The organism is Streptomyces sp. NRRL S-455, assembly GCF_000717875.1.
Lineage (GTDB): Bacteria > Actinomycetota > Actinomycetes > Streptomycetales > Streptomycetaceae > Streptomyces.
In genome coordinates this window covers 460,182-476,585 of the sequence record NZ_JOCT01000011.1, presented here as the reverse complement: position 1 = coordinate 476,585, position 16,404 = coordinate 460,182, and the positions used below count along the sequence as shown (strand labels likewise).

At 71.0% G+C, this 16,404-nt stretch carries 10 protein-coding genes; 9 read left to right on the top strand and 1 reads right to left on the bottom strand.

Annotated elements, in window-relative coordinates; genetic code table 11:
- Window positions 1-14 precede the first annotated feature (14 nt).
- The 7 genes from obgE (at window position 15) to IE97_RS0116935 (ending at window position 12,158) form a co-directional block, all read left to right on the top strand.
- Window positions 15-1,451, top strand: a complete 1,437-nt coding sequence (gene obgE / locus IE97_RS0116965) for a GTPase ObgE (RefSeq protein WP_030239959.1) — start codon at window positions 15-17, stop codon at window positions 1,449-1,451.
- A gap of 155 nt (window positions 1,452-1,606) precedes the next feature.
- Window positions 1,607-3,058, top strand: coding sequence for an FG-GAP repeat domain-containing protein (locus IE97_RS0116960; protein WP_051705008.1), 1,452 nt, complete (start codon window positions 1,607-1,609; stop codon window positions 3,056-3,058).
- An 83-nt stretch (window positions 3,059-3,141) separates the two neighbouring features.
- Entirely contained in the window at window positions 3,142-4,653 is a 1,512-nt protein-coding gene (locus tag IE97_RS0116955; protein WP_030239945.1) for an FG-GAP-like repeat-containing protein, read from the top strand.
- Between the two features lie 168 nt (window positions 4,654-4,821).
- Window positions 4,822-6,372 (top strand): alkaline phosphatase D family protein, encoded by a 1,551-nt coding sequence (locus tag IE97_RS0116950; RefSeq protein ID WP_030239938.1) that lies wholly within the window; start codon window positions 4,822-4,824, stop codon window positions 6,370-6,372.
- 577 nt (window positions 6,373-6,949) lie between these two features.
- Entirely contained in the window at window positions 6,950-8,446 is a 1,497-nt protein-coding gene (locus IE97_RS0116945) for a bifunctional cytidylyltransferase/SDR family oxidoreductase (protein ID WP_030239935.1), read from the top strand.
- A 169-nt stretch (window positions 8,447-8,615) separates the two neighbouring features.
- Window positions 8,616-10,745, top strand: a complete 2,130-nt coding sequence (locus IE97_RS0116940; protein ID WP_078603271.1) for a hypothetical protein — start codon at window positions 8,616-8,618, stop codon at window positions 10,743-10,745.
- A 210-nt stretch (window positions 10,746-10,955) separates the two neighbouring features.
- On the top strand, window positions 10,956-12,158 hold the full coding sequence (locus tag IE97_RS0116935) for a glycosyltransferase family 2 protein (protein WP_037844366.1): 1,203 nt from the start codon (window positions 10,956-10,958) through the stop codon (window positions 12,156-12,158).
- A gap of 54 nt (window positions 12,159-12,212) precedes the next feature.
- Here the strand turns inward: IE97_RS0116935 and IE97_RS0116930 are convergent, their stop codons facing one another.
- Window positions 12,213-14,264: a hypothetical protein gene (locus tag IE97_RS0116930; protein ID WP_030239926.1), complete on the bottom strand. Its 2,052-nt coding sequence runs from the start codon at window positions 14,262-14,264 to the stop codon at window positions 12,213-12,215.
- Window positions 14,265-14,568: 304 nt separating this feature from the next.
- Between IE97_RS0116930 and proB the strand changes: the two genes are divergently transcribed.
- Entirely contained in the window at window positions 14,569-15,750 is a 1,182-nt protein-coding gene (gene proB, locus IE97_RS0116925; RefSeq protein WP_078603270.1) for a glutamate 5-kinase, read from the top strand.
- A gap of 150 nt (window positions 15,751-15,900) precedes the next feature.
- On the top strand, window positions 15,901-16,368 hold the full coding sequence (locus IE97_RS0116920) for a hypothetical protein (protein WP_030239919.1): 468 nt from the start codon (window positions 15,901-15,903) through the stop codon (window positions 16,366-16,368).
- Window positions 16,369-16,404: the final 36 nt, after the last annotated feature.

Sequence of the window (16,404 nt, the reverse complement as noted above, 5' to 3'; positions counted from 1 at the left end):
TGGAGGCACCCACCATGACCACCTTCGTGGACCGCGTCGAGCTCCATGTCGCCGCGGGTAACGGAGGACACGGCTGTGCCTCCGTTCACCGTGAGAAGTTCAAGCCGCTGGGCGGCCCTGACGGCGGCAACGGCGGTCGCGGCGGGGACGTGATCCTCACCGTCGACCAGTCCGTCACCACGCTCCTCGACTACCACCACTCCCCGCACCGCAAGGCCACCAACGGCAAGCCCGGCGAGGGCGGCAACCGCTTCGGCAAGGACGGCCAGGACCTGGTCCTGCCGGTGCCGGACGGCACGGTCGTGCTGGACAAGGCGGGCAACGTCCTCGCGGACCTGGTCGGCCACGGCACGTCCTTCGTCGCGGCGCAGGGCGGCCGGGGCGGGCTCGGCAACGCGGCCCTGGCGTCCGCGCGGCGCAAGGCGCCCGGATTCGCGCTGCTCGGCGAGCCGGGGGACCTGCGGGACATCGTCCTGGAGCTGAAGACGGTCGCCGACGTGGCGCTCGTCGGATACCCGAGCGCCGGCAAGTCGTCGCTGATCTCCGTGCTGAGCGCCGCCAAGCCGAAGATCGCCGACTACCCCTTCACCACCCTCGTGCCCAACCTCGGCGTCGTCACGGCCGGTTCGACCGTGTACACGATCGCCGACGTGCCCGGGCTGATCCCGGGGGCCAGCCAGGGCAAGGGCCTGGGGCTGGAGTTCCTGCGGCACGTGGAGCGGTGCAGCGTGCTCGTGCACGTCCTGGACACCGCCACGCTGGAGTCCGACCGCGACCCGGTCTCCGACCTCGACATCATCGAGGAGGAGCTGCGCCAGTACGGCGGCCTCGACAACCGTCCGCGCATCGTCGTCCTGAACAAGATCGACGTACCGGACGGCAAGGACCTGGCCGAGATGGTGCGGCCGGACCTGGAGGAGCGCGGCTACCGCGTGTTCGAGGTGTCGGCCGTGGCGCACATGGGGCTCAAGGAGCTGTCGTTCGCGCTCGGTGAGCTCGTCGCGAAGGCGCGGGCGGCCAAGCCGAAGGAAGAGGCCACGCGGATCGTGATCCGGCCCAAGGCCGTGGACGACACGGGCTTCACCGTGACGCGCGAGGCCGACGGCCTGTTCCGGGTGCGCGGCGAGAAGCCCGAGCGCTGGGTGCGGCAGACCGACTTCAACAACGACGAGGCGGTCGGCTACCTGGCGGACCGGCTCAACCGGCTCGGAGTCGAGGAGGAGCTGGTCAAGGCGGGCGCCCGGGGTGGCGACGGCGTCGCCATCGGCCCCGAGGAGAACGCGGTCGTCTTCGACTGGGAGCCGTCACTGACGGCCGGGGCCGAGATGCTCGGCCGGCGTGGCGAGGACCACCGCTTCGAGGGCACGCGGCCGGCCGCACAGCGCCGCAGGGACCGGCAGGCCGAGCGGGACGAGGCGGAGCGCGAGTACGACGACTTCGAGCCGTTCTGACCGGCGCCGGATCCCCGGGCCGGTGTTAACGGTCGGTGAAGTCCTGGGGTAAGTGAGGGCAACCAACCGGTTGCCCCGGGAGTCGTACTGGGCAACGCGGATGAGGATCTTGTTCCTCTGCGCGGTCAACTGCCTCTCGGATTCCCGGAGTCGACGTGACCCTGTCCCTCCAGCCCGCCAAGCCCGTTCCGCCCGGAACACGGCGTGCCCTGGTCGTCGCCACGGCGCTTCTCGCCGCGATCGGTGGTGCGCTGCCCGCCGCCCATGCGGAGCCGTCCGCTCCTTCGGGGCTGCGGCAGGACTTCAACGGGGACGGATACCAGGACCTGGCCGTCGCCGCGCCCGACGGAGCCGTGAACGGCGTGCACCAGGCCGGGTATGTCGCCGTGCTGTACGGGGGCGCGAACGGGCTGAACGCCGGTTCCAGGAAGGTGTACACCCAGGCCTCCACCGGCGTTCCCGGGGCCCCTGAGGCGTACGACCACTTCGGGTCCCGGCTCACCGTGGCCGATCTGGACGGGGACGGGTTCACCGATCTGGTCGTCGAGGCCTCCGGCGAGTCGTGGGTGCAGGGCGGCAACGCGCGCAACGGCAACCACACCGTGCTGTGGGGCGGGCCCGGCGGCTTCACCTCCGGCAAGGTGCTGCCCGCCGTCGGCAGCGGTTCGTGGCAGGCCGGTAAGTTCGCCGCCGGTGACTTCAACGGCGACGGGCACCAGGACCTCGCGGGATTCGGGCCCGTGCGGTTCGGGCCTTTCGGACGTGACGGTGTGCCCGCCTCCACCCAGAGCGGTGCGCCGCTCATCGACGGCGACATGTACGAGCTCGCCACGGTGGCCGGGGACACGGACGGCGACGGCATCACCGACCTCGTCACGATGTCCCGCGCGTACGACTGGGACGACGATCACGAGTACGGCTACTACCTCAACTACGTGCGCGGCAGCCGCGACGGCCTGCAGCCGCCCGTCATCCTGAAGGACGGGCAGGGCGAACACCTCGACCCGCAGAACGCCACCCTGGCCCTCGGCGACCTCAATGGCGACCGCCGGGCCGACCTCGTCATGGGCGGCCACGCCCTGCGGATCGTCTACGGCACCCAGAGCGGCCCGGCCGCCGCGGCGCCCCAGGTGATCACCCAGGACACCCCCGGCGTGCCGGGCGTGCAGGAGAGCACCGACGACTTCGGCGCCGCGCTGTCGGTCGGGGACGTCGACGGCGACGGGTACGGGGACGTGCTCGCCGGTATCCCCCACGAGGACTTCGGCGGGCTGGCGGACGCCGGCACCTTCGCCGTCGTACCGGGCGGGGCGAACGGGCCGACCGGCGCCGGCACCAAGGTGCTCAGCCAGAACAGCGCCGATGTGCCCGGCACCGCCGAGAGCGGGGACCTCTTCGGGGGCAACGTCCACCTCGTCGACGGCAACGGCGACGGCCGGGCGGAGCCGGTCGTGGCGGCGACCGAGGAGGACGCGGTCGCCGGTGCCGTATGGGTGTTCCGGTCCGGTTCCGACGGCGTCACGGCCAAGGGCTCCTTCTCCTTCGGTCCCCGTGCCCTCGGCATGGCCATGCCCGACGGATCCCACCTCGGCACCTTCCCGCGCTGACCCCCGACCGCGACAACCGGCCCCACAGGCACCCTCGGTACGGGCTTCACACGCTGAACAGCTCTTTTCACGACAGGAATCACATGACCTCGCGTTCCCACCGGCGTTCCCCGCGCGGACGTCTCGTCGTCGCCACCGGCGTCACCCTCGTCGCCGGCGCCCTGGCGATACCCGGCGCCGGCGCCGTGACCTCGGCCACGACCGCCACCACGCCCAGCGCCAAGCGTCTGCACGACGACTTCAACGGCGACGGCTACGCCGACCTCGCGGTGGCCGCCCCGGCCGCGACCGTCGATGGCAAGAAGGGTGCCGGATACGTCGCCGTGGTCTACGGCTCGAAGAACGGGCTGAACGTGACGACGCGGCAGGTCGTCAGCCAGAGCACGGCCGGTGTGCCCGGCAGCCCCGAGGTGGACGACGGGTTCGGCGGCGCGCTCACCACCGCCGACCTCGACCGCGACGGTTACGCGGACCTGGTCGTCGGCGTGGGCGGCGAGGACACGGCCGACGGAGGCGCCGAGTCCGGGCTGGCAGAAGTCCTGTGGGGCGGTGCGAAGGGCCTGTCCGGCGGTGCCGCCCTGGCCACCGGGAAGGCCTACGACGGGCTCGGCGGGCAAGGGCGCCTGACCGTCGGCGACGTGAACGGCGACGGTGCCGAGGATCTGGTGACCGTGGAGAACCAGTTCAATCTGCGGGTCGTGAACGGCCCGTTCTCCCGCGACGGTTCCTCCGGCCACGGCGAGCAGATCGTGCGGGACGAGTTCGACACCCGCGTCCTCGACCTGGCCACCGGTGACCTCAACGGCGACGGTGTCACCGACGTCGCCGCCACCCAGAACGACGGCGACGAGTTCGACGCCCGGCGGGTCGTGTACTGGCTGGGCGGCGAGCAGGGTCTGGCCCCGTACACCACCGTGCAGGGCAGCGACGGCTACCGGCTCCAGGGCGGCGAGAACCTCGACATCGGGGACATCGACCAGGACGGCTTCGACGACATCGTGGTCGGCCGGGCCGTCACCGGGTACGACAGCGACCTCGACACCCCCACCGCCAAGGGCGGCCGGGTCACCTGGATACCGGGCGGTGCCGAGGGGGCCGACGGCACCAGGGCCACGCACCTCAACCAGGACAGCCCCGGCGTGCCCGGTTCCGCCGAGCGGGGCGACGGCTTCGGGACGGACGTCCAGGTCGCCGACGTGGACGGCGACGGCCACCCGGACGTGGTGACCGGTCTGCCCGGTGAGGACCTGGGCACGGTGTCCGACGCCGGCGCGGTCGTCGTGCTGCGCGGCACCAAGGCCGGGCTCACCGGCGCCGGCGCCCAGGCGGTCACGCAGAACACGCCCAACGTGCCCGGCTCCGCGGAGAAGCTCGACGCGTTCGGAAAGGCCGTCCACCTCGCCGACGCCGACCAGGACGGCCTGGCCGACCTGGCCGCGGGCGCGCCGGGGGAGAACGGCAACGCCGGGTCCGTCTGGTACTTCAGGTCCGGCCCGACGACCGTCGTGAGCCCCAACGGCACCACGACCTTCGGCAACACGCTCCTCGGCACGACCGCCACGGGAGCCCGTCTCGGCACCGGCTTCGCTTACTGATCATCTGTCAGACTCGCCCCGGCAACGGCTTGTTCCAGCGCTGGCGGCGAGTCTTCTTTTGTCTGCTTAGTTGTCATGTACGTGAACCCCGGCGTTCAGCGGGCGGACCGCCCGCGAACGTGAAGCTTCCCAGAGTCCAAGTGGCCAGCGAGGTAAGGGAGTCACCCGATGACCGGAGCAGTTTCCCCCGACCGACGCCGCTTCCTGACCGCCGGCGCCGCCGTGCTCGGCGCCGCGGCCTCCGCCCAGCTGTGGCTTCCGGCCGCCGCGCACGCGGCTGAGACGCCGCTGCCCGACGGGGTGTTCAGCCTCGGCGTCGCCTCCGGCGACCCGCTGCCGGACGGCGTCGTACTGTGGACCCGGCTCGCCCCGGACCCGCTGAACGGCGGTGGCATGCCCGACCGGGTGGTACCGGTGGAATGGCAGCTCGCGGAGGACAGCCGGTTCAGAAAGCTCGTCCGACGCGGCACCGCCCAGGCCCGGCCCGAGTACGGACACAGCGTTCACGTGGATGTACGCGGACTGCGTCCGGACCGTGTCTACTGGTACCGCTTCCGCACCAGCGGCCAGCTCTCGCCCGTCGGCCGCACCCGCACCGCGCCCCACACCTCCAGTTCCGGTGGCTCCCTGCGCATGGCCCTCGCCTCCTGTCAGAACTGGCAGCACGGCTATTTCACGCCATACGCGGACATGCTCGACCAGGACCCGGACGTCGTCGTCTTCGTCGGTGACTACATCTACGAGTCGACGCCCTCGGCGACGGCCCTGCGGCGGCACGAGGGCACCGGTGAGCCGTTCAGCCTCGCCCAGTACCGCAACCGGTACGCCCAGTACCGCACCGACCCGGACCTCGCGGCGATGCACGCCCACGCCCCCTTCGTGGTGACCTTCGACGACCACGAAGTGGACAACGACTTCGCCGGGGAGATCCCGCAGGATCCGGACAAGCAGCCGCACGACGCCTTCGTGGCCCGGCTGACCGCTGCCTACCAGGCGTTCTACGAGCACATGCCGGTCCGTGCCACCGCCGTGCCGAACGGCCCTCACATCCGGATGTACCGCCGCCTGGAGTTCGGCCGTCTGGCCCGGCTCAACGTCCTGGACACCCGGCAGTACCGCAGCGACCAGGCCACCAGTCAGGAAGGCGCCCAGGACCCGTCGCTGACCATGCTGGGGGCGCAGCAGAAGCGGTGGCTGCTGAACTCGCTGCAGGACTCGCCGGCCCGCTGGAACCTCATCGCCTCCCAGATCACGATGGCGGAGACCGACCTCAAGGTCGGCGAGGGCAAGCTCTGGTTCTACGACGCCTGGGACGGCTACCAGGCCGAACGCAACCGGTTCCTGGAGGAGTTCAAGCAGGTCCGCAACCCGGTCGTGCTCTCCGGCGACCGGCATCTGACGATGATCAGCGACCTCAAGGAGGACTACGCCGACCCGGACTCCGCGGTCGTCGGCGCCGAGTTCGTCGGCACCTCCATCTCCAGCAACGGCGACCAGGACCAGGCGGCCTTCCGCAGGGAGTGGGACCCGCGGCGCCCGGACAACCCGCACTGGAAGCTGCTCGACGCACACCGCGGCTACCACCTCTTCGACGTCCGCAGGGACGGCATCGACGCACAGGTGCGCGTCGTCGACACCGTGCGGCAGCCCACGGCGACGCCGAGCACGCTGGCCAAGCTGAGGGTCGAGGCGGGCCGACCGGGCGTCGAGGTCGTCTGACCGTCCACGAGCGACCGGTGTGAGAGCCTGGGACCCATCGGGTTCCCGGGCTCTTTTCGGTTCTTCCAGCCGGTCCTGGACACGGTGAAAAGTCCCTTGCCCTCGCCGAGACCGAAAAGCTGCGGAATCGCAACAAGGAATTCCGCGGCAATGAGCCGCCCGGCGAGCCGTATTCGCGACTCGCCCCGGGCGGCGCGGTCACGCATATGAAGAACGCGTGCAGTCCGGCGCCCGGAGACGTGAAGATCGGCACACCGTGCCACTCGCGCACCGTACGCGGCACTCGCCGCTGCGGGCGGTACCGTCAAAGCGCGTACCGTGCACCAGACATCGTCCAAGGAACTCGCGAAGGTCCTCGGTCACCGCTGTCTTGAGCGTCTCCGACGTCGCTGAGCTTCTGTGGAGTTACTCACAGCGCATTTCCCGGAGGCCCGCACAGCCGTCTCACCCATCGCCAGGAGTGGGAGGTGAATGACAGGTTGCGCGCACATATGCGGCGGAGGTCGCTCACCTTGCACAGCGGTAACCACAAGTGGGACCATTTCCAGGTTCCCTGTCGCCCCAAGGTAGGTCACCTGTGTCCCAGCACATAGCCAAGCCCCGTACCACCGCAGTGATCCTGGCCGGTGGCACCGGTCAGCGGGTGGGTCTGTCGATCCCCAAGCAGCTGCTGAAGATCGCCGGCAAGGCAGTCATCGAGCACACGCTGACCACTTTCGAGAACGCGGACTCGATCGACGACATCATCGTGCTGATGGCGCAGGGCTACGTGCCCGACGTCGAGAAGATCGTCGCCAAGGCCGGCTTCAAGAAGGTCTCGAAGATCATCGAGGGCGGCTCCACGCGGAACGAGACCACCGAGCGCGCCATCGCCGCGCTGGGCGAGGGCCTGGCCGAGGGCGAGGACGCCAACGTCCTCTTCCACGACGCCGTGCGCCCCCTGCTGTCGCAGCGCGTCATCGACGACTGCGTCGTGGCGCTGGAGCGCTACCAGGCCGTCGACGTCGCCATCCCGTCCGCGGACACCATCATCGTCACGCGCACGCACGGCGAGGACGGCGAGTTCATCACCGAGATCCCGGACCGCTCCCGGCTGCGCCGCGGCCAGACCCCGCAGGCGTTCAAGCTGTCCACGATCAAGCGGGCCTACGAGGTCGCCGCCGGCGACCCCAACTTCCAGGCCACCGACGACTGCTCGGTCGTGCTCAAGTACCTGCCGGACGTGCCGATCCACGTCGTCGCGGGTGACGAGTACAACATGAAGGTCACCCAGCCCGTCGACGTCTTCATCGCCGACAAGCTCTTCCAGCTCGCCTCCACGGCCGCGCCCGAGCAGAACGGCGAGGAGGCCTACCGCGAGCTCCTCACCGGCAAGACGATGGTCGTCTTCGGCGGCTCCTACGGCATCGGCAAGGACATCGCCGAGCTCGCCGAGTCCTACGGCGCCAAGGTCTACGCCCTCGGCCGTTCCACCACCGGCACCCACGTGGAGAACCCCGAGGAGGTCGACGACGCGCTGTCCAAGGCGTACGCCGAGACCGGCCGCATCGACTACGTGGTGAACACCGCGGGCGTGCTGCGCATAGGCAAGCTCGCCGAGACCGACAACGCCACCATCGAGGAGGCGCTGAAGGTCAACTACCTGGCCCCGGTGCAGATCGCCCGGTCGTCGTACAAGTACCTGTCCGAGACGAAGGGCCAGTTGCTGCTGTACACGTCCAGCAGCTACACGCGCGGTCGCGCCGAGTACAGCCTGTACTCCTCCACCAAGGCCGCCATGGTGAACCTCACCCAGGCGCTGTCCGACGAGTGGGCCGGCGACGGCGTCCGCGTCAACTGCATCAACCCCGAGCGCACGGCCACCCCCATGCGCACCAAGGCCTTCGGCCAGGAGCCGTCCGGCTCGCTGCTGTCCTCCGAGGCCGTGGCCCGCACCTCGCTCGACGTGCTGCTGTCCGAGCTGACCGGCCACGTCATCGACGTCCGCCAGCAGGACCCGACCGCCGGCGCGGCCCGGGCCTCCGGCTTCGAGCAGGCGCTGGCCACGGTGCTGGACCGGCAGGACGGCGTGTAATAATTGGCGCCAAATAGACTTCAGTAATTCAGGCCTCTGCGCCCTCCTGTTAACAGGTTCGACAACAGGAGTGTTCGCAGGGGCCTGAATCCATACCCTCGTAAATATTCACAGACCAGCCGCATTTGCGAACAAGACCGGCACACCCCTCCCAAGAGCAGGTTTCTCCGTGATATCCACCGCTATTCGCGTCGCCCGGGTGGGCAGCGCGGCCGAGCTGGCCGCGGCGGTCCTCATGATGGCGGGCTTCCCCGCCCTCATGCTGGCCGCGCTCGTCCCGAGCGTCCCCGCCTTCGCGGCAGCGGCCGCCGTGACGTACCTGGCGGACCACTATCTGCACCGCAAGGGCAGCTACCTGATCAACCGCCTCGGCAAGGTCCGGGCCGGCCTGTCGATCCGCTTCCTGATCCGGCAGCTGCTGCTCGTCCTGCTGCTGGCCCGGCTGTCCCTCGCGGACAACCTGATCTACTACGGGGCGATCGCCTGCTTCATCGCCTTCTACGGTCTGCAGGCCCCGCACGGCGCGCTGGTCCAGCTCATCCGCAACCGCCGCCGCATGCCGGTCGCCACTCGCAACGTCGACCTCAAGTCCCGCATCCGGATCCCGGACGCCCCGCCGCGCAAGCTGCTGCACCGGTCCGCCGAGAAGATGCTGCACCTCGACCTCGCGGCGGTCGCCGGCATCCTGCTCGCCGCCCAGGTCAAGTCGGCCCTCGTCGGCTTCGTCGGCATCGGCATCACGGTCGTGCTCAGCACCGTGTACGTGCTGGCGCTGGTGCCGTACGTGCGCGGCCGGAGGATCCCGCCGAAGGCCGAGAGGGTCCTGGCGGCCGTCGACGACTGGCTGGGCGAGTACCAGCCGGAGACGGTCCTGTACTTCTCCGGCTCGAAGGACTCCGCGTACCAGGTCAACATGTGGCTGGACACCATGGAGAACCTGGACTCCAAGCCGCTGATCATCCTGCGTGAGCGGGCCATCCTGAACAATCTGGCGCCCACCACGGTCCCCGTCATCTGCGTGCCCGGAGGGGTGCACCTGATGAACATGGACCTGTCCACCGTGCGCGTCGCGCTCTACGCGGCGAACGTCGGCAAGAACATCCACATGCTGCGCGTGCCCACCATGAAGCACGTCTTCATCGGCCACGGCGACAGCGACAAGCTCGCCAGCGTCAACCCGTACAGCAAGGTCTACGACGAGGTGTGGACCGCCGGCCGCGCGGGCCGCGACCGGTACGCCATCGCCGACGTCGGTGTCCGCGACGACGACATCGTCGAGGTCGGCCGTCCGCAGCTCGCCCCGATCCAGACCTGGCAGGGCGTGCCCGAGGGCCCCCGCGGCGGAGCCGCCGATGGACGCTGCCCGACGGTCCTGTACGCCCCCACCTGGGAGGGCTGGGACGGCAACCCGGGCAACACCTCCATCGTGCTGGCCGGCGAGAACATCGTGCAGAGGCTGATCACGGCCGACCCGCCGGTCCGCGTCCTGTACAAGCCGCACCCGTTCACCGGCAACGTCAGCAAGGACGCCAAGGCCGCCCACCAGCGCATCGCCGCCCTGGTCAGGAAGGCGGCCGCCGAGCGAGCCATCGACCCGCGCTTCGTCGCCGACACGGCCGCCCAGGCGGACGCCAAGGCCGAACTGGCCCGGATCGAGGCCCGGCTCGCCGAGCTGTCCGGCTCCGGCGGCGAACGGCGTGACGAGGCCGAGGCCACCCGTGACGGACTGGTCGACGTCGCGAAGCACGAGGAGGTCGCCCGGCTGCGTGCCGAGTGGCACGACGCCTACTGGCGTGCCTTCCCGTCCTGGGAGCACCGCGTCATCACCGGCGCGCAGCCGCGTCTGTACGACTGCTTCAACGTCTCCGACGCGATGGTGTCCGACATCTCCAGCGTGGTCTCGGACTTCATCGCGAGCGGCAAGCCGTACGCGGTCACCGACTCCGCCGGCGTGGGTGTTGAGGAGTTCAAGCGGAACAACACGGCGGTGCGTGCCGCGGTGATCCTGTCCAACAGCGCGACCGAGCTGGGTGAGCTGCTCGCCGCGGTGCGCGACCCGGCCGCCGATCCGCTGGCCGAGGACCGCAAGGAGCTCAAGCAGTACCTGCTGGGCCCGGACGAGCCGACCTCCCTCGTCCAGTTCAACACCGCCGTCGCGAACCTCGCGCTCAAGGCCGAGACCCGCAACCTCGGCCAGGAGTCACGGCTCGCTGCGGCCGCCGCCGAGACCCTGGCGAACGCGGTGCCCGGGCAGCGGCTGTCCGCGGCGGGCGACACGGACGGTGTCGGCACGGGCTGAAGTACCGAGCGGTACTGAGAGCTCGGCCCCCGAGGCGCGTATTCCTCGGGGGCCGAGCCCTTTCGTCTTCCCGATTCACGCCGGTTCACCATGTGACGTAACTCACTGACACGGGTGATCGAGGCAACCGCTTGCCCTGATCACCCGTCTTCCAGTTAGCGAAAGAGGAGATACAGGGGGAATATCCCATTGAATAGGGGGAAACGTGCCGTGGCGCAACCTGATGTGAGTGTGGTCATCGGGGCGTACGAAGCGATGCCGTACCTGACCGAATGCCTCTCGTCCGTCGAGGCACAGACCATCGGTCCGGAGCGCATCGAGGTCATCGCGGTGGACGACGGATCGACGGACGGGACGGGCGAGTACCTGGAGGAGTTCGCCGAGCGCGCTCCGATGCGCGTCCTGGTGATCCGTCAGGAGAACTCGGGCGGCCCGAGCGGCCCGCGCAACGTCGGCCTTGCCAAGGCCACGGGTCGCTACGTCTTCTTCCTCGACGCCGACGACCGGCTGGGCCCGGAGGCCCTGGAACGTATGGTCGCCATGGCCGACCGCGCCGGCACGGACGTCGTCCTCGGCAAGGTCGAGGGTGTCAACCGCTCCGCGCCGAAGTCCATGTGGGGCAGGACGCTGGAGCGCACGGACGTGTTCTCCTCCAACATCAAGTTCACGCTCAGCGCGCAGAAGCTGTTCCGCCGGGCGCTGCTCGACCGGCACGGCATGCGGTTCGACGAGTCGCTGTTCACCGGCGAGGACGCGCTGTTCACCATGGAGGCGTACCTGCGGGCGGACGGTGTCTCCGTGGTGGCCGACCACACCTGCTACTACCTGGTCGGCCGGGACGACGGCAAGCACGTGACCAAGAGCGGCAGTTACACCCTGCGCTTCGACTCCGCGCGGGCCCTGATGAACCTCATCGCCGAACTCGTTCCGGCGGGCGACCGCCGCGACCAGCTGATGGTCCGGCCCTTCCTGGTGACGCTGCTGCCGCAGTTCGGGCCCAAGTACCTCACGGACAGCGAGGAGATACGCCGGCACAAGTTCGAGCTGGCCAAGCCCCTCATGGACGCCCACTGGACGGAGGGCGTCGCCCGGCGTCTGAAGGTCCACGAGCGGCTGCGGCTGCACCTGGTGGCCGAGCAGCGTCCCGAACTCCTCGTCGAGGTCGTGAAGTTCGTCAAGGCCAAGAAGCAGGCGGCGGCCCTCCTGGAGAAGAAGGGCCGGCGCGTCTACCTGGCCTACCCGCACTTCCGCGACCGCGCCGCGGGCGTCCCCGACTCGGTCTACCTCGCCGGGCCCCGCGAGGCCCGCGCCTTCCCGGGCTACCGCGAGGGCGGTGTCGACACGTTCGTCCGCCGGGCGGTGCGCAAGGCGCGGCGGGTGCTGACGTCCCGGGAGGTACGGGCGGCGGCGTGAACCGACGCGGGGGCCTGCTTTCGCACGCCCCCGCGCCGCTCGCCGTACCGCCGCTCAGCGCGGCGCGGTGGGAACCGCGGTCTCGGTGCGCTGGCCGGGCAGCTCCGCGGCCGGCCGCTCCGCCGTGAGCCGTTCCGCCGCCCGGGACCGGTGCTCCCGGGCCTTCTCGCACAGTGCCCGCACCGCCTCGTTGAAGCGCTGCTGGGACGGCGGATCGGCCGGGCCCAGCAGGCGCAGCTTCAGCTCGGCGCGTACGGCGGCCAGTTCGTCCTTCTCCGGGTGCCGGACCGTCTCCAGCAAGGCGGGGATCCCGGCCGCGTCGGGTGTCAGCACGGTCGCCGCCGCCACCGTCGGGAACGCCGCGCGGAAGTCCTCCTCGGACAGCCCGCTGGTGTTCGCCACGGCGTACGGTTTCTCGCTCGCCAGGAAATCGCTGATCACGCTCGACACGTCACTGATCAGCAGGTCGGCCACGTTGAAGCAGGAGTACAGCGCCGGCCGGACGTCCGTGATGACCTGGTGCTCTCCCTCCGGCAGCGAGGCCCAGTACGCCTCCTCCCACGCGGCCGTCGCCCGCCGCACCGCTTCGGCCCGGCCCGGCTCCGGCGCCGACTGCAGCATCATCCGCTCCACCGTGTCGGCCCCGGCCCGGAAGCCGGCCCTGGTGAGGCGGTCCAGCTCCTGCGCGCACCGCGCGAGTTCCGCACCGCACGCGGGGCGCGCCCCCGTCCGCTCCCGGTTGGCCGCCCGGATCAGCTCCCGGACGCGCAGGTCGGCCGCGCCCGCGCGCGGGTCCACCGACCCGGTCAGCGGATGCGGCTTGTACAGCAGCCGCACACCCGGGTCCGCGAGCAGCGCCCGCACCAGGTTCTCACCGGCCGCGATCACCGACGTGTTGCCGGGGTTGCCGTCCCAGCCCTCCCAGGTCGGCGCGTAGAGGACGGTCGTGTGCTTCCCGGTCGGCGGGCCCGTGCGGGGGAGCACGCCGTCCAGCTGCGGGCGGCCCGTCTCCACGACGTCCTTGTCCTCGACGCCCACCTCGGCCAGTGCGTACCGCTCGCGTGCGGCGGGACCGGCCACCCACACCTCGTCGTACGCCTTCGCGTACGGGTTGCACGAGGACAGCTTGTCGCTCTCGCCGTGGTTGACGAAGGTGTGCCTGATGGTGGGGATGCGCAGCACCTGGGAGGTCTTGCCGGAGTTCGACGGGTGGATGAGGGCCTGGAGCGTGGAGTGCTCCAGTCGCATCAGTGTCGACACCTTCGGCAGGCACACGATCGGGATGTCCGTCGCCGCGATCTTCTGCACCATGAACCGCTCGCGCAGCACGATCACCGGCCGGCCGTCGGTCCGGGCGAGCGGCTCCAGCCACATGTTCGCCTGGTAGGCCGAGGAGGAGCCGCCGGAGAAGTACAGGCCGACGGTCGGCCGGTACGCGGCCAGCCACGCGTCGAACCAGTCGAGCACCTCCTGCTCGCCGGCCGGACGGCGTCCCGGCAGCAGCCGGAACAGCAGCGCGCCGAGGCCGGTCAGCGACAGGGCCAGGGAGAGCGCGATGCCGGCGGCCGCGTGCACCGGCTCGTCGCCCGTCGCGGCGGCCAGCAGCCCGGCCGTCGCCGGCAGGCCGAACACCAGCAGCCGGTGGCCGGGGCGGCGCAGCAGCGCGGACGGGGCCGGGGAGAGCCGCAGCGCCGAGGCGTCGATGTTCCGGGTCACCACCGGCAGGGTGCGGGTACGGCGTACCAGCACGGAGACCGCCTGGATGGCGCAGTGCAGCGCGTAGAAGGCGAGCAGCCCGGCGACCAGCGGCGTGTACACCGTCTCCCGGTCCTGCTCGCCGAGCCGCAGCAGGCCGACGACCAGCAGCAGGTCCCGCAGGACGTGCCGCACGGTGATGTCCGCGTGCGACTTGGCGAACAGCGCCAGCACCCCGCGCTGCCACCGGTGCAGGACACCCTCGGTGGCCAGGGAGACGGCGGTCGCGGCGAGCAGCAGCGGTACGTGGGGCAGCAGCGCCGCGACCGCCTGAGCGGCGAACGCGGCGGCCAGGACGACGGTGACCAGCCCCTTCAGCAGGGCCGGTGGGCGGGGGAGAGGTACGGGCACTGCGGTCACTCCAGGAGCGTCGGGTCGGCGCAGGTCGGCCGTCCGGGTTAACGCGCGGCGACGTCAGGACGACACGCATGTGTCGGGGGAGCGGAGCGGGCGGCTGCCGTCCCGCTGTGTCGTGGGACCGTAGCGGAATATCACCTTCCTGTCGTGGGGGCGGGCCGGGACTGAAATGCGGGGCGCCCGCCGTCGTGTGAAGCTTCCCGCACCGTCCGTAGCGTGGACCGGCTCCGCGCCGTACCCGCGCGTCCCGTAGATTTCCAGGTGAGGGACCGGAACGACGTGAGGGACGGGCGGCGACGTGGCAGGGGCAAGGCAGGGCGTGGGCGAGGCCCGCAGGATCGTCGTCAAGGTCGGGTCCTCGTCGCTGACCACCGCTTCGGGCGGCCTGGACGCGGACCGCGTGGACGCGCTGGTCGACGTGCTGGCAAAGGTCCGGAACCAGGGGGCGGCCCGTAGGGCCTCCGTTGAGAGTGGTGGCGGGAGACGGGTGGGCGGTGGGGAGCGCGAGATCGTCCTGGTCTCCTCCGGTGCCATCGCCGCCGGGCTCGCCCCGCTGGGCCTGCGCCGCCGCCCCAGGGACCTGGCCCGGCAGCAGGCCGCCGCCAGCGTCGGCCAGGGCCTGCTGGTCGCCCGCTACACCGCCTCCTTCGCCCGCTACGGCGTCCGCGTCGGCCAGGTGCTGCTGACCTCCGACGACATGAGCCGCCGCGCCCACCACCGCAACGCCTCCCGCACGCTCGACAAGCTGCTCGCGATGGGCGCCTTCCCGATCGTCAACGAGAACGACACCGTCGCCACGGACGAGATCCGCTTCGGCGACAACGACCGCCTCGCCGCCCTCGTCGCCCACCTCGTCCGCGCCGACCTGCTGGTCCTGCTGTCCGACGTGGACGGCGTCTACGACGGTGACCCCGGCAGGCCCGGCACCTCCCGCATCGCCGAGGTCCGCGACCCGTCCGACCTCGCGCATGTCGAGATCGGCAGCGCGGGCAGGGCCGGCGTCGGCACCGGCGGCATGGTCACCAAGGTCGAGGCCGCCCGGATCGCGGCCGCCGCCGGTGTCCCCGTGGTCCTCACCAGCGCCATCCACGCGGCCGACGCCTTGACCGGCCAGGACACCGGCACCTACTTCCACCCCACCGGCAAGCGCTCCGCCGACCGGCTGCTGTGGCTCCAGCACGCCTCCACCCCGCAGGGCGCGCTCACCCTGGACGACGGTGCCGTGCAGGCCGTCGTGGAGCGCCGCAAGTCGCTGCTGCCGGCCGGTATCGCCGCCGTCGAGGGCGAGTTCAGCGCCGGTGACCCGGTCGAGCTGCGGGACGGCACGGGACAGGCGGTGGCCCGCGGGCTCGTCAACTTCGACGCCAAGGAGATCCCCCGGCTGATCGGCCGCTCGACCCGGGAACTGGCCCGCGATCTCGGGCCCGCGTACGAACGCGAGGTCGTACACAGGGACGACCTGGTGGTTCTGCACCCGTAAGGGGTCGAAACGTCCGCCCCCGGTGGTGGACGTTCCGCAAAACCACCACGCGATCTCCTGCGGCCTGCTCAACTTTGTCCCGGGGGCGTATCCCCCCGGGTCCCCTCGGGGACGTTTCCGCAGCAGCGCCACTGTGCAAAGGAGGCCGTCGTGAGACCAGTACGCCAAGGGGCCGCCGCGTCCCGTGGTGGTGCCGGCTCCCGCGCGGCCGGCGAGGAGCGCGCCCTGGCCAGCGTGGCGGCCGGGGACCGGTTCCGGGGCGAGGAGCCGGCGGACACCCCACGCCTGTGGCACGTCACCCTCAGCGTGTCCGGCAAGGAGGCCCCGCTCGAGGAGGTCCGGCGCGCCCTGGAACAGCTCGCCCACGACCACCCTTTCCTGCTGACCAGCCGATACGCCGTCGACCACGCGGAGATCCGCTACTGGGAGGAGGCCCGCGACCTGCACGACGCGGCCGCCGTCGCCCTGCGCCTGTGGGGCGAGCACCGGCAGACCGCCGGGCTGCCGCCCTGGGAGATCGTCGGCCTGGAGGTCATCGACCGCGCGACCTACCACCAGCGCATCGCCGAGGGCAACGGTCCGCGGCCGGCGTCCCCGGTCGGAGTTCATCCGTTCTGACCTGGTCCAGGAAGTGTCTCGGGGTGTGGAACGAGC